24 protein-coding genes are annotated in these 24,197 nt (G+C 74.8%); 14 read left to right on the forward strand and 10 right to left on the reverse strand.

The features are described from left to right. Window positions 1-100: 100 nt before the first annotated feature. Complete coding sequence (locus AB0B41_RS09600) at window positions 101-1,384, reverse strand: MFS transporter (RefSeq protein ID WP_358200915.1); 1,284 nt, start codon at window positions 1,382-1,384, stop codon at window positions 101-103. Between the two features lie 71 nt (window positions 1,385-1,455). On the opposite strand from AB0B41_RS09600, the gene AB0B41_RS09605 reads away from it, so the two are divergent. Beyond that, a complete protein-coding gene (locus AB0B41_RS09605) occupies window positions 1,456-2,412 on the forward strand; it encodes a helix-turn-helix domain-containing protein (RefSeq protein ID WP_358200917.1) in 957 nt (318 codons plus the stop codon). Between the two features lie 7 nt (window positions 2,413-2,419). On the opposite strand, the gene AB0B41_RS09610 is transcribed toward AB0B41_RS09605, so the two are convergent. Next, entirely contained in the window at window positions 2,420-3,019 is a 600-nt protein-coding gene (locus AB0B41_RS09610; RefSeq protein ID WP_358200920.1) for an LLM class flavin-dependent oxidoreductase, read from the reverse strand. 219 nt (window positions 3,020-3,238) lie between these two features. On the opposite strand from AB0B41_RS09610, the gene serC reads away from it, so the two are divergent. Next, entirely contained in the window at window positions 3,239-4,372 is a 1,134-nt protein-coding gene (serC, locus tag AB0B41_RS09615) for a phosphoserine transaminase (protein WP_358200922.1), read from the forward strand. A 298-nt stretch (window positions 4,373-4,670) separates the two neighbouring features. Next, window positions 4,671-6,299 carry a septation protein SepH gene (gene sepH, locus AB0B41_RS09620; protein WP_358200924.1) on the forward strand — a complete coding sequence of 543 codons (1,629 nt, stop codon included), beginning with the start codon at window positions 4,671-4,673 and terminating at the stop codon, window positions 6,297-6,299. 128 nt (window positions 6,300-6,427) lie between these two features. On the opposite strand, the gene AB0B41_RS09625 is transcribed toward sepH, so the two are convergent. Together AB0B41_RS09625 and AB0B41_RS09630 are read right to left on the reverse strand one after the other, a co-directional pair. Beyond that, entirely contained in the window at window positions 6,428-6,988 is a 561-nt protein-coding gene (locus AB0B41_RS09625) for a DUF2537 domain-containing protein (RefSeq protein WP_358200926.1), read from the reverse strand. 5 nt (window positions 6,989-6,993) lie between these two features. Continuing rightward, window positions 6,994-7,806 (reverse strand): RNA methyltransferase, encoded by an 813-nt coding sequence (locus AB0B41_RS09630; protein ID WP_358200928.1) that lies wholly within the window; start codon window positions 7,804-7,806, stop codon window positions 6,994-6,996. 135 nt (window positions 7,807-7,941) lie between these two features. Between AB0B41_RS09630 and AB0B41_RS09635 the strand changes: the two genes are divergently transcribed. The 6 genes from AB0B41_RS09635 to AB0B41_RS09660 all read left to right on the forward strand — a co-directional run bounded on the left by AB0B41_RS09635 (window position 7,942) and on the right by AB0B41_RS09660 (window position 14,884). After that, window positions 7,942-9,450 (forward strand): glutamate--cysteine ligase, encoded by a 1,509-nt coding sequence (locus tag AB0B41_RS09635; RefSeq protein ID WP_358200930.1) that lies wholly within the window; start codon window positions 7,942-7,944, stop codon window positions 9,448-9,450. Between the two features lie 434 nt (window positions 9,451-9,884). Continuing rightward, window positions 9,885-10,826 carry a hypothetical protein gene (locus AB0B41_RS09640; RefSeq protein ID WP_358200932.1) on the forward strand — a complete coding sequence of 314 codons (942 nt, stop codon included), beginning with the start codon at window positions 9,885-9,887 and terminating at the stop codon, window positions 10,824-10,826. Continuing rightward, the gene (locus tag AB0B41_RS09645) at window positions 10,823-11,770 is read left to right on the forward strand and encodes a hypothetical protein (protein ID WP_358200934.1); all 948 of its coding nucleotides are present in this window, start codon (window positions 10,823-10,825) and stop codon (window positions 11,768-11,770) included. Before AB0B41_RS09640 ends, AB0B41_RS09645 begins: the two co-directional genes overlap by 4 nt. Before the next feature lie 4 nt (window positions 11,771-11,774). Next, entirely contained in the window at window positions 11,775-12,623 is an 849-nt protein-coding gene (locus AB0B41_RS09650; protein WP_358200937.1) for a hypothetical protein, read from the forward strand. A 32-nt stretch (window positions 12,624-12,655) separates the two neighbouring features. After that, window positions 12,656-13,591, forward strand: a complete 936-nt coding sequence (locus AB0B41_RS09655; RefSeq protein WP_358200939.1) for a glycoside hydrolase family 16 protein — start codon at window positions 12,656-12,658, stop codon at window positions 13,589-13,591. 336 nt (window positions 13,592-13,927) lie between these two features. After that, a complete protein-coding gene (locus AB0B41_RS09660) occupies window positions 13,928-14,884 on the forward strand; it encodes a DMT family transporter (protein ID WP_358200941.1) in 957 nt (318 codons plus the stop codon). 106 nt (window positions 14,885-14,990) lie between these two features. Here the strand turns inward: AB0B41_RS09660 and AB0B41_RS09665 are convergent, their stop codons facing one another. The 3 genes from AB0B41_RS09665 to AB0B41_RS09675 all read right to left on the reverse strand — a co-directional run bounded on the left by AB0B41_RS09665 (window position 14,991) and on the right by AB0B41_RS09675 (window position 18,555). Further along, on the reverse strand, window positions 14,991-16,229 hold the full coding sequence (locus AB0B41_RS09665) for an MFS transporter (RefSeq protein ID WP_358200943.1): 1,239 nt from the start codon (window positions 16,227-16,229) through the stop codon (window positions 14,991-14,993). 99 nt (window positions 16,230-16,328) lie between these two features. After that, window positions 16,329-17,705, reverse strand: a complete 1,377-nt coding sequence (locus AB0B41_RS09670) for an NCS2 family permease (RefSeq protein ID WP_358200978.1) — start codon at window positions 17,703-17,705, stop codon at window positions 16,329-16,331. A 151-nt stretch (window positions 17,706-17,856) separates the two neighbouring features. Next, the gene (locus AB0B41_RS09675) at window positions 17,857-18,555 is read right to left on the reverse strand and encodes an MBL fold metallo-hydrolase (RefSeq protein ID WP_358200945.1); all 699 of its coding nucleotides are present in this window, start codon (window positions 18,553-18,555) and stop codon (window positions 17,857-17,859) included. Window positions 18,556-18,652: 97 nt separating this feature from the next. Between AB0B41_RS09675 and AB0B41_RS09680 the strand changes: the two genes are divergently transcribed. Next, window positions 18,653-18,907 carry a DUF2530 domain-containing protein gene (locus AB0B41_RS09680; RefSeq protein ID WP_358200947.1) on the forward strand — a complete coding sequence of 85 codons (255 nt, stop codon included), beginning with the start codon at window positions 18,653-18,655 and terminating at the stop codon, window positions 18,905-18,907. A gap of 50 nt (window positions 18,908-18,957) precedes the next feature. After that, window positions 18,958-19,695, forward strand: a complete 738-nt coding sequence (locus AB0B41_RS09685; protein WP_358200949.1) for an SDR family NAD(P)-dependent oxidoreductase — start codon at window positions 18,958-18,960, stop codon at window positions 19,693-19,695. Between the two features lie 14 nt (window positions 19,696-19,709). Here the strand turns inward: AB0B41_RS09685 and AB0B41_RS09690 are convergent, their stop codons facing one another. The 3 genes from AB0B41_RS09690 to AB0B41_RS09700 all read right to left on the reverse strand — a co-directional run bounded on the left by AB0B41_RS09690 (window position 19,710) and on the right by AB0B41_RS09700 (window position 22,408). Next, on the reverse strand, window positions 19,710-19,940 hold the full coding sequence (locus AB0B41_RS09690) for a hypothetical protein (protein WP_358200952.1): 231 nt from the start codon (window positions 19,938-19,940) through the stop codon (window positions 19,710-19,712). Window positions 19,941-20,004: 64 nt separating this feature from the next. Next, window positions 20,005-21,168: an Ig-like domain-containing protein gene (locus tag AB0B41_RS09695; RefSeq protein WP_358200954.1), complete on the reverse strand. Its 1,164-nt coding sequence runs from the start codon at window positions 21,166-21,168 to the stop codon at window positions 20,005-20,007. A 169-nt stretch (window positions 21,169-21,337) separates the two neighbouring features. Then, window positions 21,338-22,408 (reverse strand): UDP-N-acetylmuramate dehydrogenase, encoded by a 1,071-nt coding sequence (locus AB0B41_RS09700; RefSeq protein WP_358200956.1) that lies wholly within the window; start codon window positions 22,406-22,408, stop codon window positions 21,338-21,340. A gap of 36 nt (window positions 22,409-22,444) precedes the next feature. On the opposite strand from AB0B41_RS09700, the gene AB0B41_RS09705 reads away from it, so the two are divergent. From AB0B41_RS09705 to AB0B41_RS09715, 3 genes are read left to right on the forward strand one after another with little or no spacing between them, the layout of a single operon-like run. Beyond that, complete coding sequence (locus AB0B41_RS09705; protein ID WP_358200958.1) at window positions 22,445-22,936, forward strand: DUF2505 domain-containing protein; 492 nt, start codon at window positions 22,445-22,447, stop codon at window positions 22,934-22,936. A 58-nt stretch (window positions 22,937-22,994) separates the two neighbouring features. Further along, a complete protein-coding gene (locus tag AB0B41_RS09710) occupies window positions 22,995-23,822 on the forward strand; it encodes an alpha/beta fold hydrolase (RefSeq protein WP_358200960.1) in 828 nt (275 codons plus the stop codon). A 41-nt stretch (window positions 23,823-23,863) separates the two neighbouring features. Beyond that, window positions 23,864-24,082, forward strand: a complete 219-nt coding sequence (locus AB0B41_RS09715; protein ID WP_358200962.1) for a hypothetical protein — start codon at window positions 23,864-23,866, stop codon at window positions 24,080-24,082. Window positions 24,083-24,197: the final 115 nt, after the last annotated feature.

The following is a 24,197-nucleotide window of genomic DNA, read 5'->3' on the forward strand; positions in this document are numbered from 1 at the left end:
CCCGGCCCGGGCCCGCGCCCCCCCCCGGACGGCGCGGGCTTCCACCTGCTCGACCCCTGCCCTCGTGGGTGGCTATAGTCGCTATACCGACAACCGCCACTCACAGGCAGGTCGGGACGGGCGCCGGGGTGCGGATGCGGCGGATCGCCAGGGACGCGATCGCGGCCAGCACGCAGAGGATCGCGCCGCCGTACCAGGCGGCGTCGTAGCTGCCGAGGGCGTCCCGGACGAGCCCGGCGGCCAGCGCCGCGGCCGCGGCACCGAGCTGGTGGCTCGCGAAGACCCAGCCGAACACGATCGGCGCCGTCGAGCCGAACCACTCGCGGCACAACGCCATCGTGGGCGGCACCGTCGCGACCCAGTCCAGGCCGTAGAAGATCACGAACGCGAAGATGCTGGCGTCGAGGTCGGCGCCGAACAGGGGCACGAGCAGCGCCAGCGACACCCCGCGCAGCACGTAGTAGGCGCCCAGCAGGATCCGCGGGTCGAAGCGGTCGGTGAGCCAGCCGGAGAGCACCGTCCCGGCCACGTCGAAGATGCCGACCAGCGCGAGCAGGCTCGCGGCCGTCGTCGCCGGCATGCCGTGGTCGTGCGCGGCGGGCACGAAGTGCGTCTGGATCAGGCCGTTCGTGGTGGCGCCGCAGACGAAGAACCCGGCCACGAGCAGCCAGAAGGTGCGCACCCGCGCCACCCGGACCAACGTCCCGACGGCCAGCCGGGCCGCCCCGGACCGGATCGGCTCGACGACGTCGGCCTCGGTGCCGCCGTAGGGCAGCTCGCCGACGTCGGACGGGCGGTTGCGCAGGAGCAGCAGCACGACCGGCACCACGACCAGCGCCGCGGCCGCCACCGTGATCGACGCGGTGCGCCAGCCGGAGCTCTCCACGACGTGCGCGATCACCGGCAGGAAGATCAGCTGGCCGGTGGCGTTGGCCGCGGTGAGGATCCCCGTGACCAGGCCGCGGCGGGCCACGAACCAGCGTCCGACGACCGTCGCCACCAGGGCCATCGCCATCGAGCCCGTCCCCAGGCCGACGATCACGCCCCACAGCAGCACGAGCTGCCACGAGGCCGTCATGAACACGGTGAGGCCCGCGCCCACGGCCACCATCGCCAGCGCGACCGCCACCACCTGCCGCACCCCGAAGCGCTCCATCAGCGCCGCCGCGAAGGGCGCGGTGAGGCCGAAGAGCGCCAGGTTCACCGACAGCGCCACCGAGATCTCCCCGATGGACCAGCCGAACTCGGCGTGCAGCGGCTCGACCATCACACCGGGCGTCGACCGGAAGCCGGCCGCGCCGATGATCGCCAGGAAGGTCGCCGCGGCCGCCCACCACGCCGGGTGCACGCGCCGGCGGCGGACGGGAGTGCTGAGTTCGCTCACGCGATGCAGCGTCGCCGATCCGCGGCGCGGACGGAAGTGGCCGGACGGCCACTCTGTGAAAGAATCCGGCCATGCACCGCGTCGTGGTCCTGGCCATGCCGACCGTCATCGCGTTCGAGCTCGGGCTGCCGCACAAGCTCCTCGGCGGCGCCGTCGGGCCGGACGACCGGCCGCTCTACGACGTCCGGGTCACCACGCTCGACGGCGGGCCAGTCCGGACCTCGGCGGGCTACTCCGTGCTGCCCGAGCACGGACCGGAGATCCTCGACGAGGCCGACACGTTCGTCGTCCCCGGGCACCTCGAGGGGACCTGGACCACCGACGGCACGGTCGACCCGCAGGTCGCGCGGGTGCTGCGCGGCGCGGACCGGGTGATGTCGATCTGCACCGGCGCCTTCGTGCTCGCCGCCGCGGGCCTGCTCGACGGCCGCCCCGCGACCACCCACTGGCGTTGGACGACGCGCTTCCGCCGGCTCTACCCGCAGGTCGCGCTGGACCCGGACGTCCTGTTCGTCGACGACGGCGACGTCCTCACCTCTGCGGGCAACGCCGCCGGGATCGACCTGTGCCTGCACGTCGTCCGGCGCGACCACGGGACCGAGGTGGCCGCGACCGTGGCGCGCCGGGCCGTCGTCGCCCCGTGGCGGGAGGGCGGGCAGTCGCAGTTCGTCGAGGCGCCCGTGCCCGAGGTGTCCGGCGCGGGCACCGCCGCCGTGCGGGCCTGGGCGCTCGACCACCTCGACGCCCCCATCGGGCTCGACGAGCTCGCCGAGCGGGCCGCGATGAGCGTGCGGACCTTCACCCGCCGGTTCCGCGCCGAGACCGGGGAGAGCCCCGGCCGGTGGCTCACGACGCAGCGGGTGCACCGGGCGCGCCGGCTCCTGGAGACCACGGACCTGCCGGTCGAGCGGGTCGCCGAGCGCTGCGGGTTCGGCACCACGGTGTCGCTGCGCCAGCACCTGCACACCGTGATCGGGATGTCGCCGCTGGCCTACCGGCGGATCTACCGGGCACCGGCCGGGGCCTGAGCGGAGGTCAGGCGACCCCGGCCAGCTCGAGCGCGTGCACGGCCTCGGCGAAACCGGCGAGCTCGCGGCCGACGTCGGCGCCCGTGGGCCGCAGCAGCAGCCCGGCCGGTCGCAGCCGCGCGACGACGCGGTGCAGGTCGGCACCCGGCGTCACCTCGACGACCGTGCGCAGGGCGGCCCCGCGCGGCGAGCGCACGCCGAACGCCAGCGGCAGGTACTCGGTCGCACCCGGCCGCCCCACCCACGCCGGGACGCCGTCGACGCCGTGCTCGCGCCGCAGCACCTCACGGACCGCGGTGGCGTGCGCCTCCGGGTCCCGGCCGGTGCCGCCGGGCAGCCCGACGACCAGCTCGGCCCGGCCCCGGGCACGTGCGGCCAGGTCGGCGAGAGCGCCGGCGTCGGCCGCTGCGCGCCGCCAGTGCCCGCCGACCGCCAGGCCGATGCGGATCCGCGAGGTCCGCTCGGCGGCGACGGCAAGCGCCATCCCCGCGTCGGGGTAGCTGCGCGGCGCCTCGTGGCACCACGCGCGGGCGTAGCCGAGCTCCTCGGCCAGCGCGACGTGCTCGGGCGTCGCCACCCCGGCTGCGAGCGCGCAGTCGATCTCCATCTCGGTCCTCCGTCCCGTGTCCAGACCGGTATCTCGATCGATCAGGAGGGGACGTTGCACTCTCAAGCGGAAATGTGGGGTGGTTCGCTCGGACGGCCGCCGCACTGCGCCGCTCCGGTGACGCGGCCTCACCCGCCTGGCCGGAACCGCCCGGCCACCCTCCGTGCCGGGGCGGGCCCGCCACCCCACCCCCTTCCGTGGCTTGCGACACTGGGGTACGTGACCGCGTCGACCAGCACCGACCTGCAGATCCCCGCCGACCTCCTCCCGGGCGACGGGCGGTTCGGCTGCGGACCGTCCAAGGTCCGCCCCGAGCAGCTCCGGGCGCTCGCGGACGCCGCGGACGTGATGGGTACCTCGCACCGGCAGAAGCCGGTGAAGTCCCTGGTCGGGCGCGTGCGCGCCGGCCTGCGCGAGCTGTTCTCGCTGCCCGAGGGCTACGAGGTCGTGCTCGGCGACGGCGGCTCCACCGCCTTCTGGGACGCCGCCGCGTTCGGCCTGGTCCGGGAGCGGTCGCTGCACCTGACCTACGGCGAGTTCTCGTCGAAGTTCGCCGACACCACCAAGGGCGCGCCGTTCCTCGCCGACCCGGTGATCGTGTCCGCCGAGCCGGGCAGCGCGCCCGAGCCGACCGCCGACGCGTCGTGCGACGTCCTGGCCTGGGCCCACAACGAGACCTCCACCGGCGTCGCGGTGCCGGTCGTGCGGCCGGAGTCCTCGATCGACGGCCAGCTCGTGGTGATCGACGCGACCTCGGGCGCGGGCGGCCTGCCCGTCGACATCACCCAGGCGGACGCCTACTACTTCGCCCCGCAGAAGGGCTTCGCGTCCGACGGCGGGCTCTGGATCGCGCTGCTCTCGCCCGCCGCCCTCGGCCGCGTCGCCGAGCTCGCCGCCGGCGACCGCTGGATCCCGCCGTTCCTGTCGCTGGCCACCGCCGTCGACAACTCGGTCAAGGACCAGACCTACAACACCCCGGCCGTCGCGACGCTGATCATGCTCGCCGACCAGATCGACTGGATGCTCGGCCTCGGCGGGCTCGACGCGTGCGTGGCGCGCACCAAGGACTCCTCGACCCGGCTCTACTCCTGGGCCGAGAAGTCCGAGTACACCACGCCGTTCGTGAACGACCCGGCGCACCGGTCCCAGGTCGTCGGCACGGTCGACTTCGCCGACTCGGTCGACGCCGCGGCCGTCGCGAAGGTCTTGCGCGCCAACGGGATCGTCGACACCGAGCCGTACCGGAAGCTCGGCCGCAACCAGCTGCGGATCGGCATGTTCCCGGCGGTCGAGCCCGCCGACGTCGCCGCGCTGACCGCCTGCATCGACTGGGTCGTCGAGCGCCTGGGCTGAGCGCTTCCGGTGTAGCCGCTCCCTCCCCGAACGGCCGGGTCGCCTCGCGCGACCCGGCCGTTTCGCATGGGTGGGAGTGACGGAACGTAGTCACAGCAGTAACATGCGCCTCAGCTTTACCGATCTTGGCACGACGTGCGACGGTACGGAGTGTCCACCGGCGGGAGCGGTCGCCGGTGCGGACCAGAAGGCCACGTCGAGGGCTGGAAGGACCCACCGGCGCGCCTCACTCGTCGGACACGATTCGGCAACTACCGTCACCCGGACGGGGTCAGAGCGAACGAGGAGGCCGGCGGATATGCGGTCGTTGCGGGTCGTCGGGATCACCGAGGACGGTTCGGTGGTCCTCGAGGACTCGGCGCGCCGCGAACGGTTCACCGTCCCCGCCGACGAGCAGCTCCGAGCCGCCGCGAGGGGGGACCTGACCCGGCTCGGACAGATCGCTATCGAGTTGGAGAGCCAGTTGCGACCACGCGAGATCCAAGCCCGGATCCGGGCCGGGGCGTCCGTGGAACAGGTCGCCTCGGCCGCCGGGGTGCCCGTCCAGAAGATCGAGCGCTTCGCCTATCCGGTCCTCCTCGAACGCACCCGGACGGCGGAGCTCGCGCAGGCCGCGCACCCCGTCCGGGACGACGGGCCGGACGTCCGGACCCTCGCCGAGACCGTCGCGCACACCTTCGGGCTGCGCGGGCTCGATCCGCTCGGCTCCGACTGGGACAGCTGGAAGGGCGAGGACGGCAAGTGGGTCGTCGCCCTCGGCTGGCGGTCCGGCCGCTCCGACATCCGGGCGCACTGGGTGTTCCAGCCGGGCGCCCACGGCGGCACGGTGACCGCGCTCGACGAGCACGCCCGCGACCTCGTCGAGGGCCGCCCGCAGCAGCCGCTGCGCCCCATCGGCCCGGTGATCGACATGGCGCGGCCGGACGACGCCGCCGCGGAGGTGGTGGCCGACGAGGTCGTGCCCGCCGCGGTCAACGGGGACGCCCGCCGGATCGCGCCGGAACAGCGGCGCGGGTCCCTGCCGGGCCGCCGGGAGCCGGTGCGCGGCGCCACGCGGACCGAGGTGCGCTCGGAGCCGGCCGGTCCGCCGACGCATCCCGCGGCGCGCAGCACGGACACGCTGACCACGGACACGCGGGCGTCCGACGTCGGGCGGCCGGGGATCGACTCCTCGGCGGGCCGGGACGGTGCCGAACGGGCGGGTGGTCGGGAGGTCGGGGGTCGGGAGGCTACGGGCTCGGGTCCCGCCTCGGTTCCTCCGACCTCGTCCTCGGCCCCGGCTTCGGCCCCGGCTTCGGCCCCGGCTTCGGCCCCGGCTTCGGCCTCGGGTTCGGGTTCGGGTTCGGGTTCGGTCGACGGCGGGTCGGATCCGGTCGAGGCCGGGCCGGACCAGGCGCCCGCGGTCGTCGAGGCCGTGGGGTCGGAGGCCGAGAAGGCCGAGGGCACCGAGGCTCCGGTCGACCGGGCCGCGACGGCGGGGGCCGCGACGGCAGGGGCGGGGTCGGCTCCGAAGAAGGACGCCGCGGAGAAGATCACCGGGTCCACGGACGCCGGGTCCGAGGACGGCGGGTCCGAGGATGCGGCTGAGGGCGCCGGGTCGAAGCACGCCGGTTCGAGGGGCCCGGGGGAGGCAGCGGGGAAGGCCGCGAGCGAGGACGCGCCTGCGCGGGCGGAGCGGGCCCGGAACGGAGCCGCAGCGAAGGCGACGCCTGCCGAGCCCGCCGCCGCGTCCGCGGACGCGACCGATCCGGCGGCGGACAAGGCCTCCGACGCGGCTCCCACCGAGCCCGAGAGCGCTGCGGCCGGCGACGCGCGACCCGCCGGCCGGGCCGAGGGCGACCAGCCCGCGCCTGCCAAGCGCACCAAGAAGGGCAAGCCGGTCATGCCGTCGTGGGACGAGGTGCTGCTGGGGGTCCGCGGCCGCTGAGGCCGCGCCGCCACCGGCACACCCACCGGGTCTGCCCCCGCACACCCGCGGCCGGCGCCGCACCGCGAGACCACCGAACCACGAGCCGCACGCCCACCGACCACGGCCCGACCCGCCGACCGCGCTGGTCAGAGGAACTGGCCGAGCAGCAGCACCACCCACGCCACCGCGAGCCCCACCGCGGTGCCGAGCCCCATCCAGCGCCAGAAGGGCAGGCGCCGGATCAGCCAGAGTGAGGGTGCGAGACCGCCGACGACCAGCACGTTCGCCGGGATCCACAGCAGTCCGAACGCCTCGCCGAAGGCCCGGCTGAGCGTGATGTCGCCGATCGCCGCGAGCACCGCGAAGAACGTCGCGACCACGAGGCCGGTCGCCCACGGCGTCGGTTCCTCGGGATGCGGCGGCACCAGGGGGATCGGTTCGGTGGTGCGGCCGCGCACCAGGTCGACGCCCCCGGTCAGCGGGTCGACGTACTCGACCGGCCGGCCCAGGACGTCGGACACCCTTCCGGCGAGCTGCCGACCGCGCCGGCTGACGATGTCCTGCTGCTCGGGCCGCACCTCGATCCCGCGGATGCTCGCCGCGACCGCGCCCCATTGGCGGAGGTCCGCGGTGAGGTCCGGAGGCAGCACGGCATCGCCCGGCCGCTTCTCACCGAGCACCACCTGACCCCCCGCAGCGAGGTGCACACTTCTCAGCCTACGGACGCCCCCACCGCATGGAAGGCCACCGCGGCAGCCGTTGCGACATTGAGAGAGTCGACGCCCGTCGCCATCGGGATCCGCACCCGGACGTCGGCCGCGGACAGGGCCTCCGGCGTCAGGCCGGGCCCCTCGGCGCCCAGCAGCAACGCCACCCGCTCCCCCGCCAGGCCGGCCGCCGAGATGGGGAGCGAGTCGGGCGCCGGCGTCAGCGCCGCGACCCGCATGCCGGCCTCGCGCAGCAGGTCCAGGGACTCCGGCCACGGGCCGGGCAGGGGCGCGAACGGCACCCGCAGCACGTGGCCCATCGACACCCGCACCGACCGCCGGTACAGCGGGTCGGCGCAGCGCGGGCCGAGCAGGATCCCGTCGACGCCGAGGGCCGCGGCGTTGCGGAACAGCGAGCCGAGGTTCTCGTGGTCGTTGACGCCCTCGCACACGGCCAGGACGCGGGCGGTCCGGGCCAGCTCGCGGGCGTCGACGGGCGCGGCGCGGTCCGCGACGGCGAGCACCCCGCGGTTCAGGTGGAAGCCGACGGTGGTGGCCATGGTGTCGGCGTCCGTGGCGTAGGCGGGGACGTCGAGGTGTGCGAGATCGGCGGTGAGCTCCTCGATCCGACGGGGTACCCCCAGCAGGGAGCGGACGGGATAGGGGGACTCGATCAGACGTCGGACGACGACCACGCCCTCGGCGATCACGAGCCCGCGGCCGCCGGGGCGGTCGGGGCGGCGGTCGGCGGTGGTCAGGTCGCGGTAGTCGTCGAGCCGGGGGTCGGTGGGGTCGCCGATCGCGGTGATGATGGCCACGGCGACCGATCGTCCCAGGTGGCCTGCCGTTCGTCGCACGGGGTCGCCCGGTCAGCCGGTACCGCCGCTTCCGGTGATGTGTCACGGTGGAGAGCCGCCGCGGGCGGACCGGCAGCTAGGAGGCATCGGGAGAGCATGGGCCAGGACGTCGACCGGACCCGGTTCAGTCGGCGGGAACGCCAGCGGTATCGAGCCAAGGTGCAGCGTTGCCTCGAGGCGTTGACGACGATGCTGCGGGAGCACCCGTTCGCCGAGGACGACCCGATGACCGGTATCGAGGTCGAGCTGAACCTGGTCGACGGCTCACTGAGCCCGTCCATGACCGGCAAGGACGTCCTCGAGGCCATCGGCGGCACCGAGTTCCAGACGGAGCTGGGCCGCTGGAACATCGAGCTGAACCTCCCGCCCCGCCCGCTGCCCGGTGACCAGTGGCGGCACCTCGAGCACGAGCTGCTCGACGAGCTGGCCGTCGCCCGGGCCAAGGCGCGGGACTGCAAGTCCCAGCTGGCGATGATCGGGATCCTGCCGACGCTGGAGCGCCACCACCTCGGCGCCGAGTCGATCTCGGCCGACGATCGCTACGCCGTCCTCAACGACCAGATGCTGGCGGCGCGGGGCGAGCCGATCCACGTCGACATCTCGGGCGGCGACCCGGGCGGGCTGCACGCGGTCGCGCCGGAACGGTTCACCGAGGACTTCGAGACGATCGTCCCGGAGGCCGCCTGCACGTCGATGCAGCTGCACCTGCAGGTGTCGCCGAGCTCGTTCCCGGCGTACTGGAACGCGGCGCAGTGCCTCGCGGGCGTCCAGCTCGGGCTGGGGGCGAACTCGCCGTTCCTGCTGGGCTCGCGGCTGTGGGCCGAGACCCGGATCCCGCTGTTCACACAGGCCTGCGACGTCCGGACGGTCGAGCTGCGCAACCAGGGCGTCCGGCCTCGGGTGTGGTTCGGCGAGCGCTGGATCTCGTCGGTGCTCGACCTGTTCGCGGAGAACGCGCGCTACTTCCCGGGCATCGTCCCGTTCCCGGGCGACTCCGACCCGATGACCACGCTGCGCAACGGCGGCGTGCCGGACCTCGACGAGCTCAAGCTCCACAACGGCACGATCTGGCGGTGGAACCGGCCGGTCTACGACGTCGCCGACGGCCAGCCGCACATCCGGCTGGAGAACCGGGTGCTGCCGGCCGGACCGACCGCCGTCGACATGGTGGCCAACGCGCTGTTCTTCTACGGGCTGCTGCGCGTGCTCGTGGAGTCCGACCAGCCGCTGTGGCAGTCGATGTCGTTCGAGGCGGCCGAGGAGAACTTCACCACGGCCGCGCGGCACGGCATGGAGGCGCCGCTCTACTGGCCGGGGACCGGGTGGATCAAGCCCGACGAGCTCGCCCTCCGCAAGCTCCTCCCCCTCGCCCACGAGGGCCTGGCCCGGTGGGGCGTCAGCGCGGCGGTCCGCGACCGGTACCTGACGGTCATCGAGCGGCGGTGCGTGACGGGCCGGACGGGCGCCACCTGGCAGCTCGACACGGTCGCCGCCCTCGAGGCCCGCGGCAGCAGCCGGCAGGGCGCGCTGACCGGGATGCTGGAGCGGTACCTCGAGGCCTCGGAGGCCAACGAGCCCGTCCACACCTGGCCCCTCCCCGCCTGACGCGCCGACCCCGCGAACCCCGACTCGCAGGAGGCGACACTCCGGCTCGCGGGTGTCAAGGGTTGCGACTCGAGGTCCCGGATCTCGCGACTCGCGGTGCTGCACAGCCCGACTCGCGCTGTGAGCCGCGAGTCGGGAGATCCGGCACCGCGAGTCGGGAGATCCGGCACTGCGAGTCGGGAGTTCCGGCACCGCGAGTCGGGAGATCCGGTTGACCTAGCGGGGGGTGGCCGTTCCCGATCGTGAACTCCTGCTCCGTTCCGCCTCGCCGCGGCGCTCCTCGTTCCTAGGGTCCCTCTCGTCCCACCGGCCGTCGCCCGCGATCCGGGCACCACCGGTCCTCCGCTCGCTGCACCCGCGGCCCTCCGCGGGCGGGAGCGCCTGCCCACGAGAGGGAGCGATGTCCCAGTTCCGCATGCCCGGGAGGCGGTGACGTGGCCGCCTTCCGGATGTTCGGCCGCCCGGCCGGGGTGCCGCGGGAGATCGTCCCCGGGAGCGCGACGAGCCACGCCCGGCTCTCCCGGCGCGCCGAGGACCTCCTCGGTCCGCCACGGGGCCGGGAGCCCGACGATCCCCCGACCGACCCGCACGGCTTCGCGCCGATCACGGCCGCCCCTGCGGCCGACGGGCACCGCGGCTGGCCCGACTCCGGCTCCGCCGCCGTCGCTGCGGCGTGGTCCGTCGCGCACGTCGACCGGCCGCCGCCCGACCGGTTCCGCGACGAGCCGAACCGACAGTCGGCCGATCCCGCCGGGACCGCCGGCTCGGTTACGCCGCCGGACCCGCTTCCCCGTCCCGTCGACTCCGCGCTCGGATCCCCCGACAGCCAGCCGACCGATCCCGTTCCCCACCCGGCGGAGGCTGCGGCGCTCGCCGCCGCCTTCGCCGCCGACTACCTCTCCTGGGACGAGGAGGACCCCGACCGCCGCGCCCGCGTGCTCGGTGACTACCTGGCCGACCGGAGGCCGGTGCACCTCGGCTGGTCCGGGCACGGCCGACAGCGCGCCGACTTCGCCCTGCCCGGGCTCGTCCGGCCCGACGGTGAGGGCCGGGTGCTCGTCGACGTCCGGGTCCGCGTCACCCCCTACCGCCGGGTCCCGGGCGGGCGTCCGGGGCCCGCGGACGACCTCGACGACGGGCCCGCCGTCCCCGCCGCCGCACCCGCTCCCGCCGCGCGCGGCTGGCGCGGCCTGCCCGGCCGGTGGGTGCGGATCGGGGTGGCCGTGCGGGTGGAGGGCGACCGGCTCGTCGTCGACGCCGAGGAGGAGCTCGACGACCTCGCCGACCGGCCCGTGACCGTCCCCGACGACCCCGCCGACCTCGACACCGACCTCGACACCGACCTCGACGACGACGCTCCCCTGGAGATCCGATGACCGGCTTCCGCCCACCGTCCGTCGCCGGCGTCTCCGGCGGCGTCGGCGTCACCACGCTCGCCCTCGCCCTGCACGGTCATGACGGCGGGACCGGCGCGGGCATCGAGGCCGACATCGTGGTCTGCCGCAGCAGCGCCGAGTCGCTGGACCGCGCGGTGCGGATCGCCGACCTCTTCGACCCGACGGCGGTGCCGCCGGTGCTCGCCGTGACCGTCGACGGCGCCGAACGGCGGCACCCCGAGCGGCTCGACGAGCTCGGCCCCGGCTGGGCGGCGGTGGTGCTGGTGCCGCACGTGGGGCGCTGGCGCGGGATCGTCGACCCGTACCGCGAGGCCGCGGGCCTGCTCGGAACGCCGCGAGAGCGGCTCCCGCGGACGCTGCGGCCCTACCTCGACGCCGTCACGCGGCTGGCGCGCGCCGTCGCGGACTCGGGCCGCCTGGGCCGCCCCGCCCCCACGCCCCGCCCGCCCGCTACCCCGCCGGTCGCCGCCACCCTCCGCCGGGAACCGACGCTGCTCCCAACACCGCCTACCACAGCAGCGCCGACGACGACCGCCCTCCGGCACCAGCCGACGCCCGTTACGACGGCGCAGCCGCCGGAGCCGCGGCACACGGCGGAGGCCGGCTCCACCTCGTACCGCGCCTTCGTCCCGGTCGGCGCCGACGGCCCCCTCACCTCGGTCGCCGTCCCTCGCCCTCAGCGGGAGCCGGTCGCAGCTGTGAACGCGCCTCGCGCCCTCATCGACATCCCGAGCACCACCCCACCCGCCCCGACCAACGTCCTCGATCCCACCCCGCACGATCCGACGACCCCGTCGCCGACCACGACCGCCCCTCCGGCACCCGCACCCCGACCGGCCCCCACCCACCCCGACCTCCGCCCGGTCCGCGGGATCCGGATCCTCGACGTCGGCGACCCGCTCGACGTCGGCGGGCGGGCGTGACCCCGTGCTCCGCCTCCTGCTCACCGCCGCGCTCGCCGCAACCCTCGCGGCGCCGGGCACACCGGATGCCGCTGCGGCCGAGCCCGCCGAGCCGGGCGAGGTCCGCCTGATCCCCGCCCCCACCCGCGCGCCGCTCCTCGAGCGCATGACCGCCGAACAGTGCCCCGAGCTCGCACCCAGCCGTGCCGGTCTCGTCCGGCGGGTGGCGGCCCGGTCCGCGGACGAGCCCGCCCCCGTCACCGAGCTGCGGCGCACCTGCTCGGCCCTGCGCACCGGCGTCGCGACGCTGCTCCGGCACCCCGCACCGGCCGGGAGCTGCGCGGCCGCCTGCCCGGACGCCCTGCGCAAGGCCGTGTCGGGCGCCCGCGAGCGGGCCGTACCGACCGCCCGGCCCGGCGCGTGGACCGGCGGCCGGACCGCCTGCACGCCACCCGACCCGACCGGCGGCGACGGCTGCGTCACGGGCGCGACCCGGCACGGCGTCGCGGCGGTGGCCGCGGCGTTCGGCCCGCTCGGCGGCGGCCCCGTGATCCGCTCGGCCGGCTGCTGGGACGCCCACGCCTGGAACCCGCGCAGCGACCATCCGCAGGGCCGGGCCTGCGACTTCTTCCCCGGCACGGCCGGTGCCTTCCCCGACGCCGACGCCCTCGCCGCGGGCTGGGCGGTCGCGAACTACCTGCGCGAGCACGCCGGACCGCTCGCCGTCGCGTACCTGATCTGGCAGGGCCGCTACTGGGACCCCTCGGTCACCGACGACGGCGGCTGGGGCCTGCCGTACACCAGCAGCGTCTACGACACGAGCGACGTCACCGGCGGCCACTTCGACCACGTCCACGTCAGCTTCGCCCAGTGAGCGCCCCGTGAACCCCGAGGACGAGTGACGCCGTGCCACCCACCGACCTGACCGCCCACCTCGCCCGCCTGCTCGCCACCGGGGTGGCCGCGCTGCTCGGCTTCGTCGGGCCGGGCGCGACCGCCTCACCGGCCGACGTCCCGGTGGTCCGGACGGCCGCCGAACGCGCGGACAGCGGGGGCGAGCGGGTCCGGCGCATCCCGGCCCCGCCGCGCCGCCCGGCCACTTCCCTGCGGACCGAGCCGGAGCCCCGCGACCGGCCGGGCGCCCTCACCCGCGGAACCGGAAGGACAGCCGAGCCCGGCCGACGCCCCGTCGAGAGCCGCACCGGCGAGGGTCGCACCGCCGCCGCGAGCCTCGGCTGGGGCACCCCGAACCGCGAGGACGACTTCACCGCCGGCCTCGACGGCTGGGGCCTCTACGACGGCGAGGGCCACGGCGGCAACGGCCGCCGCTCCCCGGAGGCCTTCTCGACCCAGGGCGGCGTCCTCGTGGTCACCGGCTCACCCGACGGCACCACCGGTGGCATGGCCTGGAACCCCGGCCAGAAGTACGGCCGCTGGGAGGGCCGCGTCCGGGCGCCGGAGAGCGACCCCAGCTACCACGCCCTGCTCCTCCTGTGGCCCGACGCCGAGGACTGGCCGTCGGGCGGCGAGGTGGACTTCATGGAGATGTCCGACCCGGACCGGCAGAGCACCGACATGTTCCTGCACTACGGCTCGGACAACTCCCAGCTGCACGGCAGCGTGGAGATCGACGCCACGCAGTGGCACAACTGGGCTGTGGAGTGGACGCCGGACCACATCGCGGCCTTCGTCGACGGCGAGGAGTGGTGGCGCACCGAGGACACCGGCCCGCTGCCGCCGGGGCCGATGCACCTGACGATCCAGCTGGACTGGTTCCCGCACGGCGGCGACGTCCGCGAGTCCCGGATGGAGGTCGACTGGGTCCGCCAGTACGACCTGTGACGCCGCGGGCCCCCCGGACGCGGGGGGGGGGGGGGGGGGGGGGCCGGGGGGGGCCGGCGGGGGGGAGCGCTGGGCGGCCTCGCCCCACCACGCCGCGCGGGGGAGATGGTGGGTAGGGGGGGGGGGGGGGCCCCCACTCAGGACGTGGGCGGCCGGGGCCCCCCCGGCCGGGGGCGCCCCCCGGCGCCCCCGGCGGCCCCCCACTCGTTTCCCGAACTGACGCGCCGCTCCCACCACGAAGCGACGTGAATGAAGTTAGCCTACCCTTTGCTGCGGCCGCAACCCCCTGTCGGAAATCCGCGCGAGTTCGCCCACGACGGGGCATAGCGTCGAGCCGTGCACGAGCCCGCCCAGGACGTCCCGGCGACCGGACCCGACGTTCCCGCCACCGAACCGGCGGCCACGGCCGCAGCACCGACGACCACCGCGCCGGGACCTCGCTGGGGCGCCCTGGCCGCGGTCTGCGTGACCGTGCTGGCCTGGGCGAGCGCGTTCGTCGGGATCCGCTTCGTCGGCCGCGCCTACGACCCCGGCGCGCTCGCGCTCGGCCGCCTCGCCGTCGGCACCCTCGCGCTCGGCGCGCTGCTCCTGGTCCGGGGCCGGTGGGTCCGCCCGACGGGCCGGGAGTGGGCCCTGCTGGTGCTGTGCGGCGTGGCCTGGTTCGCCGTCTACAACGTTGCCCTCAACGCCGCGGAGCAGCGCGTCGACGCCGGCACGACGGCGATGCTGGTCAACATCGGCCCGATCCTCATCGCCCTGTTCGCGGGCGTGCTGCTGCACGAGGGCTTCCCGCGCTGGTTGTTGATCGGGGCCGGGGTGGCCTTCGCCGGCGCGGTGGTGATCGGTGCGTCGACGGCCGGCGGCGACGGCTCGGACCTGCTCGGCATCGTCCTGTGCGTGGTCGCCGCGGTGACCTACGCGATCGGGGTGCTGGCGCAGAAGCCCGTGCTGCGCCGGTTGCCCGCCCTGCAGGTGACGTTCCTGGCCTGCGCGATCGGGACCGCCGGCTGCCTGCCCTTCGCCGGCGGGCTGGCCCGGGACGCCGTCGCCGCCTCCTGGAGCGCGACCGCCGGGCTGGTCTACCTCGGGCTCGTCCCCACCGCGCTGGCCTTCAGCACCTGGGCCTACGCCCTGGCACGGATGGACGCCGGCCGCCTCGGCGTGACCACCTACCTCGTCCCGCCGATCACGGTCGCGCTGTCGGCACTCCTGCTCGGCGAGGCCCCGCCCGCGCTGGCCCTGCTCGGCGGCGCGCTCTGCCTCGTCGGCGTCGGGCTCACCCGGCGCCGGTAGGACGGGCCCGGGAACGAACCAGGCCCCCCGGCCGGAGCCGGAGGGCCTGGTCCTTCCCGAACTGACGCGCCGCTCCCACCACGAAGCGACGAGATAAAGGTTAGCCTTACCTTGCTTCTGTCGTCAACCCCTTGCTCCGGACGAGTCCCGGGAACCCGGAGCGGCGGGCCAGGACGAGCCCGACGGCCACCACGGACACTACGGTCACGATGCCTCCGACGACCAGCGGCGCACGGCCGCCGAAGTGCTCGGCCAGCAGGCCCAGCAGCGGACCACCCAACGGCGTGCCGCCCAGCAGGAGCAGCATGTAGAGGCCCATCACGCGGCCGCGCATGGTCGGGTCGACCGAGAGCTGCACGGACGAGTTCGCCGCCGTCGTGAAGATCAGCGCGGCGAACCCGACGGGCACGAGCGCGAGCCCCGCCGCCAGGTAGGTCGGCATCAGGCCGGCGACCACGAGCAGCGCGCCGAACGCCAGCCCGGCCCCCGCGACCAGCCGCAGCCGCGGCTTGCGGGTGCGCCGGGCGGCCGCAGTGGTACCGAGCACGGACCCGACGGCCAGCAGCGTGGTGAGCAGGCCGTAGCCCTCGGCGTCGCGGCCGAAGACGTTGCGGGCCAGCAGCGCGAGCGTCATGAAGAAGTTGATGCCGAAGGTCGAGACCAGGAAGACCAGCACCATCACGGCGACGAGGTCGGCCCGCCCCCGGACGTAGGCGAGGCCGTCGCGGAGCTGGTGGGGCGCCCGCGGCACCCGCTCGGTGCGGTGGAGCTTCTCCGGCCGCATCAGCAGCAGACCCGTGATCACGGCGGCGAAGCTCACGGCGTTGATCAGGAACACCCAGCCCGTGCCGACCGCGACGATCAGCACGCCGGCCACCGCGGGACCGACGATCCGGGCGAGGTTGAAGCACAGCGAGTTGAGCGCGACGGCGTTGACCACCTGGCCCGGGCCGACCATCTCGGACACGAAGGACTGCCGCATCGGGGCGTCGAGCGCGGAGAAGCAGCCGAGCAGCAGGCACAGCAGGTAGACCTGCCAGAGCGCGACGACGCCGGTGAGCACGACCGAGCCGAGCGCCACCGCACACAGCCCCATCGCCAGCTGGATCCCGACCAGCACGAGCCGCTTGTCGACCCGGTCGGCCAGCACTCCGCCCCACAGCGAGAGCACGAGCGTGGGCGCGAACTGCAGGGCCGCGGCGATCCCGAGCGCCGTGGCGCTGCCGTGGGTGAGGTCGAGGACCAGCCAGTCCTGCGCGATCCGCTGCATCCACGTGCCGACGTTGGACACCACCTGGCCCGAGATGAAGAGCCGGTAGTTGGGCACGCGCAGCGAGGCGAACATGCCGCCCGGCGGTGAGTGCGCGCTCTCGGAACCTGTATCGGAACCTGCGGGGACCGGGGTTTCGGCGACAGCACTCACGATGTAGTTAGTTTACTACAACTACCCGAAGAGTTCACGCAACGGGCCGACCGCGAAGTAGCCCACGAACGCCACGGCGACGACCCACATCAGCGGGTGCACCTGGCGCGCCTTGCCCGTGGCCGCGGACAGCACGACGTAGCTGATGAAGCCGGCCCCGATGCCGTTGGCGATCGAGTAGGTGAACGGCATGACGACGATCGTCAGAAAGGCGGGCAGCGCGGTGCGCAGTTCGGTCAGCTCGATGCCCGCGACCTGCCGGAACATCAGCGCCCCGACGATCACGAGCGCCGGCGCCGCGGCCTCCACCGGCACGATCGCGTAGAGCGGGGTGAAGAACATCGCCGCGAGGAACAGCACGCCGGTGAGCACGTTGGCCAGCCCGGTGCGCGCACCCTCGGCGATGCCGGAGGCGGACTCCACGAACACCGTGTTCGACGACGACGAGCCGACGCCGCCGGCCACCGCGCCGGCGCCCTCGACCACCAGGGCCCGGCCGATGTTCGGCAGCTGCCCCTGCTTGTCGGCCAGCCCGGCCTGCTGGCCGAGGCCGGTCATGGTGCCCATGGCGTCGAAGAAGTTGGCCAGCACCAGCGTGAACACGAGCAGGATGACGGTCAGCACGTCGAGCCGGCCGAAGGCGCCGAAGGAGAAGTCCCCGACCAGCGAGAGATCGGGCCAGCCGACCACGCTGTCCGGCAGCGTCGGGACGGACAGCGACCAGCCCTTCGGGTTGGTCGCCGACGAGCCGACGTGCACGATCGCCTCGACGACGATCGCGATGACCGTCGTGACGACGACGCCGATCAGCAGGCCCGCCCGCACGCCGCGCACCACCAGCACACCCGTGATCAGCAGCCCGACCACGAACACGAAGGTCGGCCAGGAGGCGATCGAGCCGTTGATGCCCAGGCCGACCGGCACCGTCGTGTTCGCCGCGTCGGGCAGGCGCCGGACGAAGCCCGCGTCGACCAGCCCGATCAGCGCGATGAAGGCGCCGATGCCGACGGCGATGGCCGACTTGAGGGCGGCCGGCACGGCGTTGAACACCGCGGTCCGGAAGCCGGTGACGGCGAGGACCACGATGACGACGCCGTCGAGCACGACCAGGCCCATCGCCTCGGGCCAGGTCATCAGTGGCGCGATCGTGACCGCGAGCAGGGTGTTGATGCCGAGGCCGGTCGCGATCGCGAAGGGCAGGTTCGCGACGAGCCCGAACAGGATCGTCATGACGCCGGCGACGAGCGCCGTCACGGCCGCCACCTGCCCGATCGGCAGGATGTTCCCGAGCGCGTCGGCCTTCGCGCTCGGGTCACCGGGCGCCACGCTGCCGAGGATCAGCGGGTTCAGCACGATGATGTAGGACATCGTCACGAACGTGACGAGGCCGCCGCGCATCTCGCGGGACAACGTCGTCTTGCGTTCCGTGAGCTTGAACAGACGCTCGAGCACGGCGAACACGGTAAGCGCCCGCACCCCGGTCCGCTCGACCGGTGGGCCTTCCGGACACCGTTCGTGGGGCGCCCCGGTGAGCAGCGGGAACCGGTCGTCAGCCGAGCGGGTCCGGCACCTCCGCCGCGAGGGCCGCCGCGCGCAGGACCGACCCGGCGACCGGGCGCCCGTGCCCGAAGCAGGCCAGCTCGACGTCGACACCGCCGAAGCGCCGGAACGACCGGTGCGCGAGCCCGCGGTCGACGTTGAACGGCCCGAGGATCACCCCGCCCTCGTGCTCGGCGGCGAGGTCCCCGGTGAAGACGACGCCGGCGTCGTCGAGCACGAGCGCGAGGCTGCCTGCGGTGTGTCCCGGCGTGGCCAGCACCCGCGCGCCGGACGCCAGCACCTCGCCGTCGGCGAGCTCGTGGTCGACCCGCGCCGGCGGCGCGTCCGGCAGGTCCCCGGCGACCTGCCGGTGCAGGACCTCCTCGGCCGGGGTGAGGACGGGCGGTGGCCCGGGCCGCTCGCCGCGGACGACGGGGGCATCGGCGGCGTGCACGAGGATCCGGGCGTTCGGCCAGGTCGCGACCTCGGCGGCGGAGCCCGCGTGGTCGGCGTGCCAGTGCGTGAGGACGACGTCCGTGACCGCCTCGGGCCCCAGACCCCAGTCGCGCAGCGCCGCCGCGAGCGCCGGACCGCTGCCGACGGGGCCGGTGTCGACGAGCAGCACCTCGTCGCCCCGGCGGTGGAGGTAGGCCTGGCCGGGCGTGCCCACGAGCATCCGCAGGTCCGGCCGCAGATCGACGACGTCCATGCCGCCGAGCGTGGCAGCGCGGACCGCCGCACGGGCCCGTGTTCACCGAGGGCGGTGTTCGCGCCGGGCGGACGCCCGACGGGGCTAGGCTCCGTCCGTGGTCGACCCGCCGTCGCTGCCCCGCAGCACCACCGACGTCACGCTGGTCACGGCGATCGGGACGCTGGTGTGGGTGCTCGGCGCGGTGGGCCTGCTCGTCGCCCACCTCGTGGGCGGGCGGCCGCTCGACATCTGGTTCACCACGTGCGTGACCGGCGCGGTGCTCGGCGCCATCGGCTTCGGCATCTTCCGCTGGCAGCGGGCGGCGGCGCGCCGCGGGTCGCGGCTCGCCCAGCGCGGGCTCGACGACTGACCCCGGTCGGTCACGCGGCCCCGGCCGACCCGGCGAACTAGGCTCGCGGCATGACCGACCGTCCCACCGCCGTCGTCACCGGCGCCAGCTCCGGCATCGGTGCCGCCACCGCCCGCGCCCTCGCCGAGGCGGGCTTCCACGTCGTGCTCGGCGCCCGCCGCGTCGACCGGCTCGAGGCCGTCGCGAAGGAGATCGACGGGACCGCGCTGCGGCTCGACGTCACGGACAAGGAGTCGGCCGCCGCCTTCGTCGAGGCGGTCCCGGAGTGCCGGCTGCTGGTCAACAACGCCGGCGGCGCCAGGGGCCTCGAGCCGGTCGCCGAGGCCGACGAGGACGACTGGCGCTGGATGTTCGAGGCCAACGTGATCGGCACGCTCCGGCTCACGCAGGGGCTGCTGCCGAAGCTGCGCGCCTCCGGCGACGGGCACATCGTCACCGTCACCTCGATCGCGGCCCTCGCGCCGTACGACAACGGCGCCGGCTACACCGGCGCCAAGCACGCCCAGGCGATGCTGCACCGCACCCTGCGCGGCGAGCTGCTGGGCGAGCCGATCCGGCTCACCGAGATCTGCCCCGGGATGGTCGAGACGGAGTTCTCGCTGGTCCGGTTCGAGGGCGACCAGGAGAAGGCGGACAACGTCTACCGCGGCCTGACCCCGCTCACGGCCGAGGACGTGGCGGACGTGATCGCCTTCGCGGCGACCCGCCCGAGCCACGTGAACCTCGACCAGATCACGCTCATGCCGCGGGCCCAGGCCAGCGCGAGCCGGGCCTACCGCGAGGGCTGACCGCCCGGGACGTCTCAGACGGTGTCCTCCGAACGCCGGTTCTCGGAGGCGGCGTCGGCGGGGGCGCGCCCGGCGTCGGCCTCGGCGATGCGCTCCTCGGAGTCCTCGAGGATGCCCTCGGCCTCGGCGTACCGGTCCTCGTCCGGCTCCGTCACCCGGGCCTCCTCGGGCAGCGGCTCGGCGCGCGTCTCGGCACGCTCCGCAGCGGTGGCGTGCCCGGTGTCGTTCACGGACGGATCGGTCATGGGCCCTGCCTACCCGACGCGGCCGAGCGTCAATCCCGCGCCCGGGCCCCGGTGGCCGGGTCCCCTACAGCGCGGAGAGGCGCTGCCACTCGTCCCAGGACAGGGTCCAGTCCCAGACGTCCCCGTCCCTGGCCGAGAGCTGCACCGGGGTGCCGGTGACCTCGACCGGGTCGCCGTAGAGCGCCGTGTCGTAGTAGGCCTTGGCGTTCGCCAGCGACAGGTTGACGCAGCCGTGGGTGACGTTCGACGAGCCCTGCGCGTTCGCCGAGGCCGGGTTGGCGTGGATGAACTCGCCGTTGTTGCTCATCCGGACGGCCCACTTCTCCACGACGTCGTAGCCGTACTGCTGGCTGGTCATCCGCTTGTCGGTGAACTTCTCGGTGACCACGTGGACGCCGGAGCGGGTGTTGCGGTCCGGGTCGGCGGCCAGGCCGTAGCTCGCGGGGTAGTTCGCGACCTGCTGGCCGTCCCGGATCACGACCATGCGGAACGACTGCGCGTCGGCCTTGACGATCTGCGCGCGGCCGATCGAGAAATCGCTGGTCACGTCCGCGGCACCGAACTGCCCGCCGCCGTAGTCGACGCCGTAGAGCTTGGCGGCGACCGAGACCTCGGTGTTGGCCGGCCAGTACTCCTTCGGCCGCCAGTGCACCCGGGAACCGCCCGCCTCGTCAGGCAGCCAGCCCCAGGCGCCCTCGACCGGCACCGACGTCTGCACGCTCAGCGCCCGCTCGACGGCCGCGCGGTCCTCGACGTGGCTGTTGAACTGGATCTCGATCGGGGCGGCGATACCGACGGTCCGGCCGTCGCCGATGTTGATCACGCCGCGGACCTGCTTGACGGGGACGACGGTGTGGAAGCCGCCCGCCAGCGGCACGCCGACGCCGTCCTCCCCCTTCGCGGTGCCGGACCAGGCGTACTCGGTGTCGTAGCCCAGGGGCTCGCTGCTGGTCCAGACGGTGTGGTCCGCGTTGAGCGCGCCGGCGACCTGCTTCCCCTGCGGGTTGGTCAGCGCGACCTGCTCGAGGGTGCCGTCCGTCACGCTCACCGAGACGGGTGACGTGGGGCTGACCCCGGTGGCCTGCGCGGCCGGCTGGTAGGCCAGCGTCGCCGCGCGCGCGAGCAGCGCCGGTGTCGTGTCACCGCCGCGCCCGGCGGCCGTCGCCGCCGTGACCACACCGACGGTCCCGACCGCGATCACGGCCAGGACCAGCAGGATCCGCCTCATCGTCCTCCCCCGTAGGAATTCGCCGCCCCCGTACCAGGACGCGACGGAGCGGCGGACGTTGCTCGTGCGCAATGTCCGGTCGACGAGGTTACGCGTCACCACCGTCAGCGACGACCGCCGACGCGGGCGGGGTTGCACGCCGCCCCGCCCGGTGAAACGTCACGGTCGGTTACAGCGTGCAGCCCACGAGGACCGGCTCCGGGTGCAGCGCGATCCCGAACCTGTCGAGCACCCCGGCCCGCACCTCGCGGGCGAGCGCCAGCAGGTCCCCGGTGCTGCCCGCACCGCGGTTGGTCAGGGCGAGGACGTGCCGCGTCGACAGCCCGACCCGCCCGCCGGGCCCCTCGTGGCCGGGGGCGAAGCCGGCGTGCTGGATCAGCCAGGCGGCGGGCAGCTTCGTGCGGCCCTCCCCCGCCGGCCAGCGCGGCATCGCCGGGTCCGGCACCGCGGCCTCGTCGACGATCGGGTTGGTGAAGAAGGAGCCGGCGCTCCAGGTGTCGTGGTCGGCGGCGTCGAGCACCATGCCCTTGCCGCGGCGCAGCTCCAGCACGGCCTCGCGGGCCACCTCGGCGGGCACCGTGGAGCCGGGGTCCACGCCGAGCGTGCGGGCGAGCTCGGCGTAGGCGATCGGCATGCTGGCCCCGCCCCCGGGCAGTGCGAACCGCACCCGCAGCACGACCGCGGCGTCGGTGTTCTTGAGGACGCTGGTGCGGTAGCCGAGGCCCAGCTCGGCGGCCGGGACGTGGGTGCGGACCGTGCCGGTGCGCCGGTCGTAGAGGTCGACGTCGACGAGCAGGGCGGAGACCTCCACGCCGTACGCCCCGACGTTCTGCACCGGGGTGGCGCCGGTCAGGCCCGGGATGCCGGACAGGCACTCCAGCCCGCCCAGTCCCTGGGCGACGGTCGCGGCCACCACCGCGTCCCAGTCCTCCCCCGCCTCGGCCGTGAGCAGGACCGACCCGTCCGGGCGCCGCTCGATCGCGGTCCCGCCCCCGGTCATCCGCACGACGGTGCCCGTGAAGCCCTCGTCGGCCACGACGACGTTGGACCCGCCGCCGAGCAGCAGCAACGGCTCGCCGGACTCGTCGGTCGCGCGGACGGCGTCGACGGCGGTCCCGGCGTCCGGCGCCTCGATCAGCCGCGCGGCGGGACCGCCGAGCCGCAGGGTCGTCAGCGGGGCGAGCGGCGCGCCGACGTGGACCGGACCGGCCTGTTCGTCCTGCGCGGGGGAGGTCTGCACAGGGCGCCACGGTAGCGGGAGGGGTAGCCTCCGGCCGTGTCCCGCCCGACGGAGTTCCGCGCCACCAGCCCCCACCCCGTCGACACGGTGTACGCCACCATGGTCGACCGCGAGGTCCTCGGCGACCGGCTCGCCACGATGGGCGGCCCGGGCGCGGCGATCCTCGAGTACACCGGCGACGAGAACGGCGCCAAGTACCGGATCCGGCACGGCATCGACGAGAAGGACCTGCCCGGGGTCGTGAAGTCCTTCGTCGGGTCGCGCGGCATCACCATCGAGCGGGACGAGAGCTGGACCCGCTCCGGCGACGGGTACGACGGCACCGTCGGCGTCGAGCTGCCGGGGATGCCCGCGAACGCGCAGGGCACCATGCGGCTCACCCCGCGCGGCGAGGGATCCGAGCTGGTCGTGAAGATCGACGTCACGGTCAAGGTCCCGATCATCGGCGGGAAGATCGAGGAGTCGGTCGCCCAGCAGATCCACCACCTGCTGGAGATGGAGACGGAGTACACGCTCTCCCGGATCTGACCGCCGGGTGCCAGGTCGATGAAACCGGGCTGACAGGCACGCCGCGCACGCTGCCGTCATGGCAACCTTCGACGGCCGTCACGGCCGGATCTTCCACGACAGCCGACTGCCCGCGGGCGAGGCCCGCTGCGCCGTCGTCGTGCTGCACGGCTACGGCGAGCACCTCGGCCTCTACGACCCGCTGGCCCGCCGGCTCGTCGCCGACGGGCACGCCGTCCACGCCCTCGACGCCGTCGGGCACGGGCGCAGCGACGGCGCACGAGCGGTGATCCCCTCCTGGGACGACCTGGTCGACGACGCGCGCACCCTGGTCGGGATCGTCCGCGCGCAGCACCCCGGCTCACCCGTGGTCGTCGTGGGGCATTCGGGCGGGGCGGTGACCACGATGCTGCTGGGGCTGCGCGCCCCGCAGGCCGCCGACGCCCTCGTGCTCTCCGCCGGGCCGCTGCGCCCGCTCGAGTGGGTCGACGCCGAGCTGGCGACCGGGGCCGACGAGACCGGCGAGGGCGAGCCCACCGAGTTCCTGAGCACGCACCCGGACTACGTGCACGCCCTGCTGCACGACCCGCTGACCTGGAAGGGCGGCTTCCGGCGGGAGACCCTGCTCGCCCTCACGGCCACCTGGCCCGAGATCGCCGCGGGGCTCGCCGACGGCCGGCCCGCGGTACCCGTGCTCATGGTGCACGGCGAGGCGGATCCCGTGGTGCCGGTGCAGGACACGCACGAGATCGCCGCCCGGCTGCCGGACGCGACCGTCCGCACCTTCCCCGGCGACCTGCACGACGTCCTCAACGAGCACGACCGCGACCTCGTGCACGACGTCGTCGCCCGGTTCGTCGAGACCGCCGCGGTGCGCGGGCGGGCCGACCTGGTCGGAGGCGCCTGAACTCCGTTGCGGAGGGGTGCGCCGCGGGCGAGTCCGCCGACATGGTGAGGGACGGGAAACCCGGCGGGGACATCGACGCCGACCTGTACACCCGCGGCACGGCGACCCTGCTCGCGGCGTGGGAGCAGTACGCTCGCAGGGCGCGGGACGCCGCCGTGCACCGCCTCCCGGGCGTCGCCGCGGCGGTCGTCCCGCACGGGCCCGACCACGCCGCGTTCCAGGTGGTCGTCGCGCGACTCGAGTACGTCGCGGCTGCCTAGGAGGCTGCTGAAAAGGTCGTGGCGTGGGTTCGGGTGTTGATCTCGCCCGGCTGGCAGGCTGGGCGGGTGCAGGGTCGGTCTGATCCGCAGCGTGAGCTGCTTGATGTCGAGTCCG

This window comes from Pseudonocardia sp. NPDC049154 (assembly GCF_040648315.1).
Taxonomy (GTDB): Bacteria; Actinomycetota; Actinomycetes; order Mycobacteriales; family Pseudonocardiaceae; genus Pseudonocardia.

Bases quoted from the DNA above. Each gene is read 5' to 3' on its own strand.
- AB0B41_RS09605 (WP_358200917.1), top strand. From the start codon at position 1,456: ATGCACCGCGTCGTGGTCCTGGCCATGCCGACCGTCATCGCGTTCGAG.
- AB0B41_RS09610 (WP_358200920.1), bottom strand. From the start codon at position 3,019: ATGGAGATCGACTGCGCGCTCGCAGCCGGGGTGGCGACGCCCGAGCAC.
- sepH (WP_358200924.1), top strand. From the start codon at position 4,671: ATGCGGTCGTTGCGGGTCGTCGGGATCACCGAGGACGGTTCGGTGGTC.
- AB0B41_RS09635 (WP_358200930.1), top strand. From the start codon at position 7,942: ATGGGCCAGGACGTCGACCGGACCCGGTTCAGTCGGCGGGAACGCCAG.
- AB0B41_RS09645 (WP_358200934.1), top strand. From the start codon at position 10,823: ATGACCGGCTTCCGCCCACCGTCCGTCGCCGGCGTCTCCGGCGGCGTC.
- AB0B41_RS09665 (WP_358200943.1), bottom strand. From the start codon at position 16,229: ATGTTCGCCTCGCTGCGCGTGCCCAACTACCGGCTCTTCATCTCGGGC.
- AB0B41_RS09670 (WP_358200978.1), bottom strand. From the start codon at position 17,705: ATGCGCGGCGGCCTCGTCACGTTCGTGACGATGTCCTACATCATCGTG.
- AB0B41_RS09675 (WP_358200945.1), bottom strand. From the start codon at position 18,555: ATGGACGTCGTCGATCTGCGGCCGGACCTGCGGATGCTCGTGGGCACG.
- AB0B41_RS09685 (WP_358200949.1), top strand. From the start codon at position 18,958: ATGACCGACCGTCCCACCGCCGTCGTCACCGGCGCCAGCTCCGGCATC.
- AB0B41_RS09690 (WP_358200952.1), bottom strand. From the start codon at position 19,940: ATGACCGATCCGTCCGTGAACGACACCGGGCACGCCACCGCTGCGGAG.
- AB0B41_RS09695 (WP_358200954.1), bottom strand. From the start codon at position 21,168: ATGAGGCGGATCCTGCTGGTCCTGGCCGTGATCGCGGTCGGGACCGTC.
- AB0B41_RS09710 (WP_358200960.1), top strand. From the start codon at position 22,995: ATGGCAACCTTCGACGGCCGTCACGGCCGGATCTTCCACGACAGCCGA.
- AB0B41_RS09715 (WP_358200962.1), top strand. From the start codon at position 23,864: ATGGTGAGGGACGGGAAACCCGGCGGGGACATCGACGCCGACCTGTAC.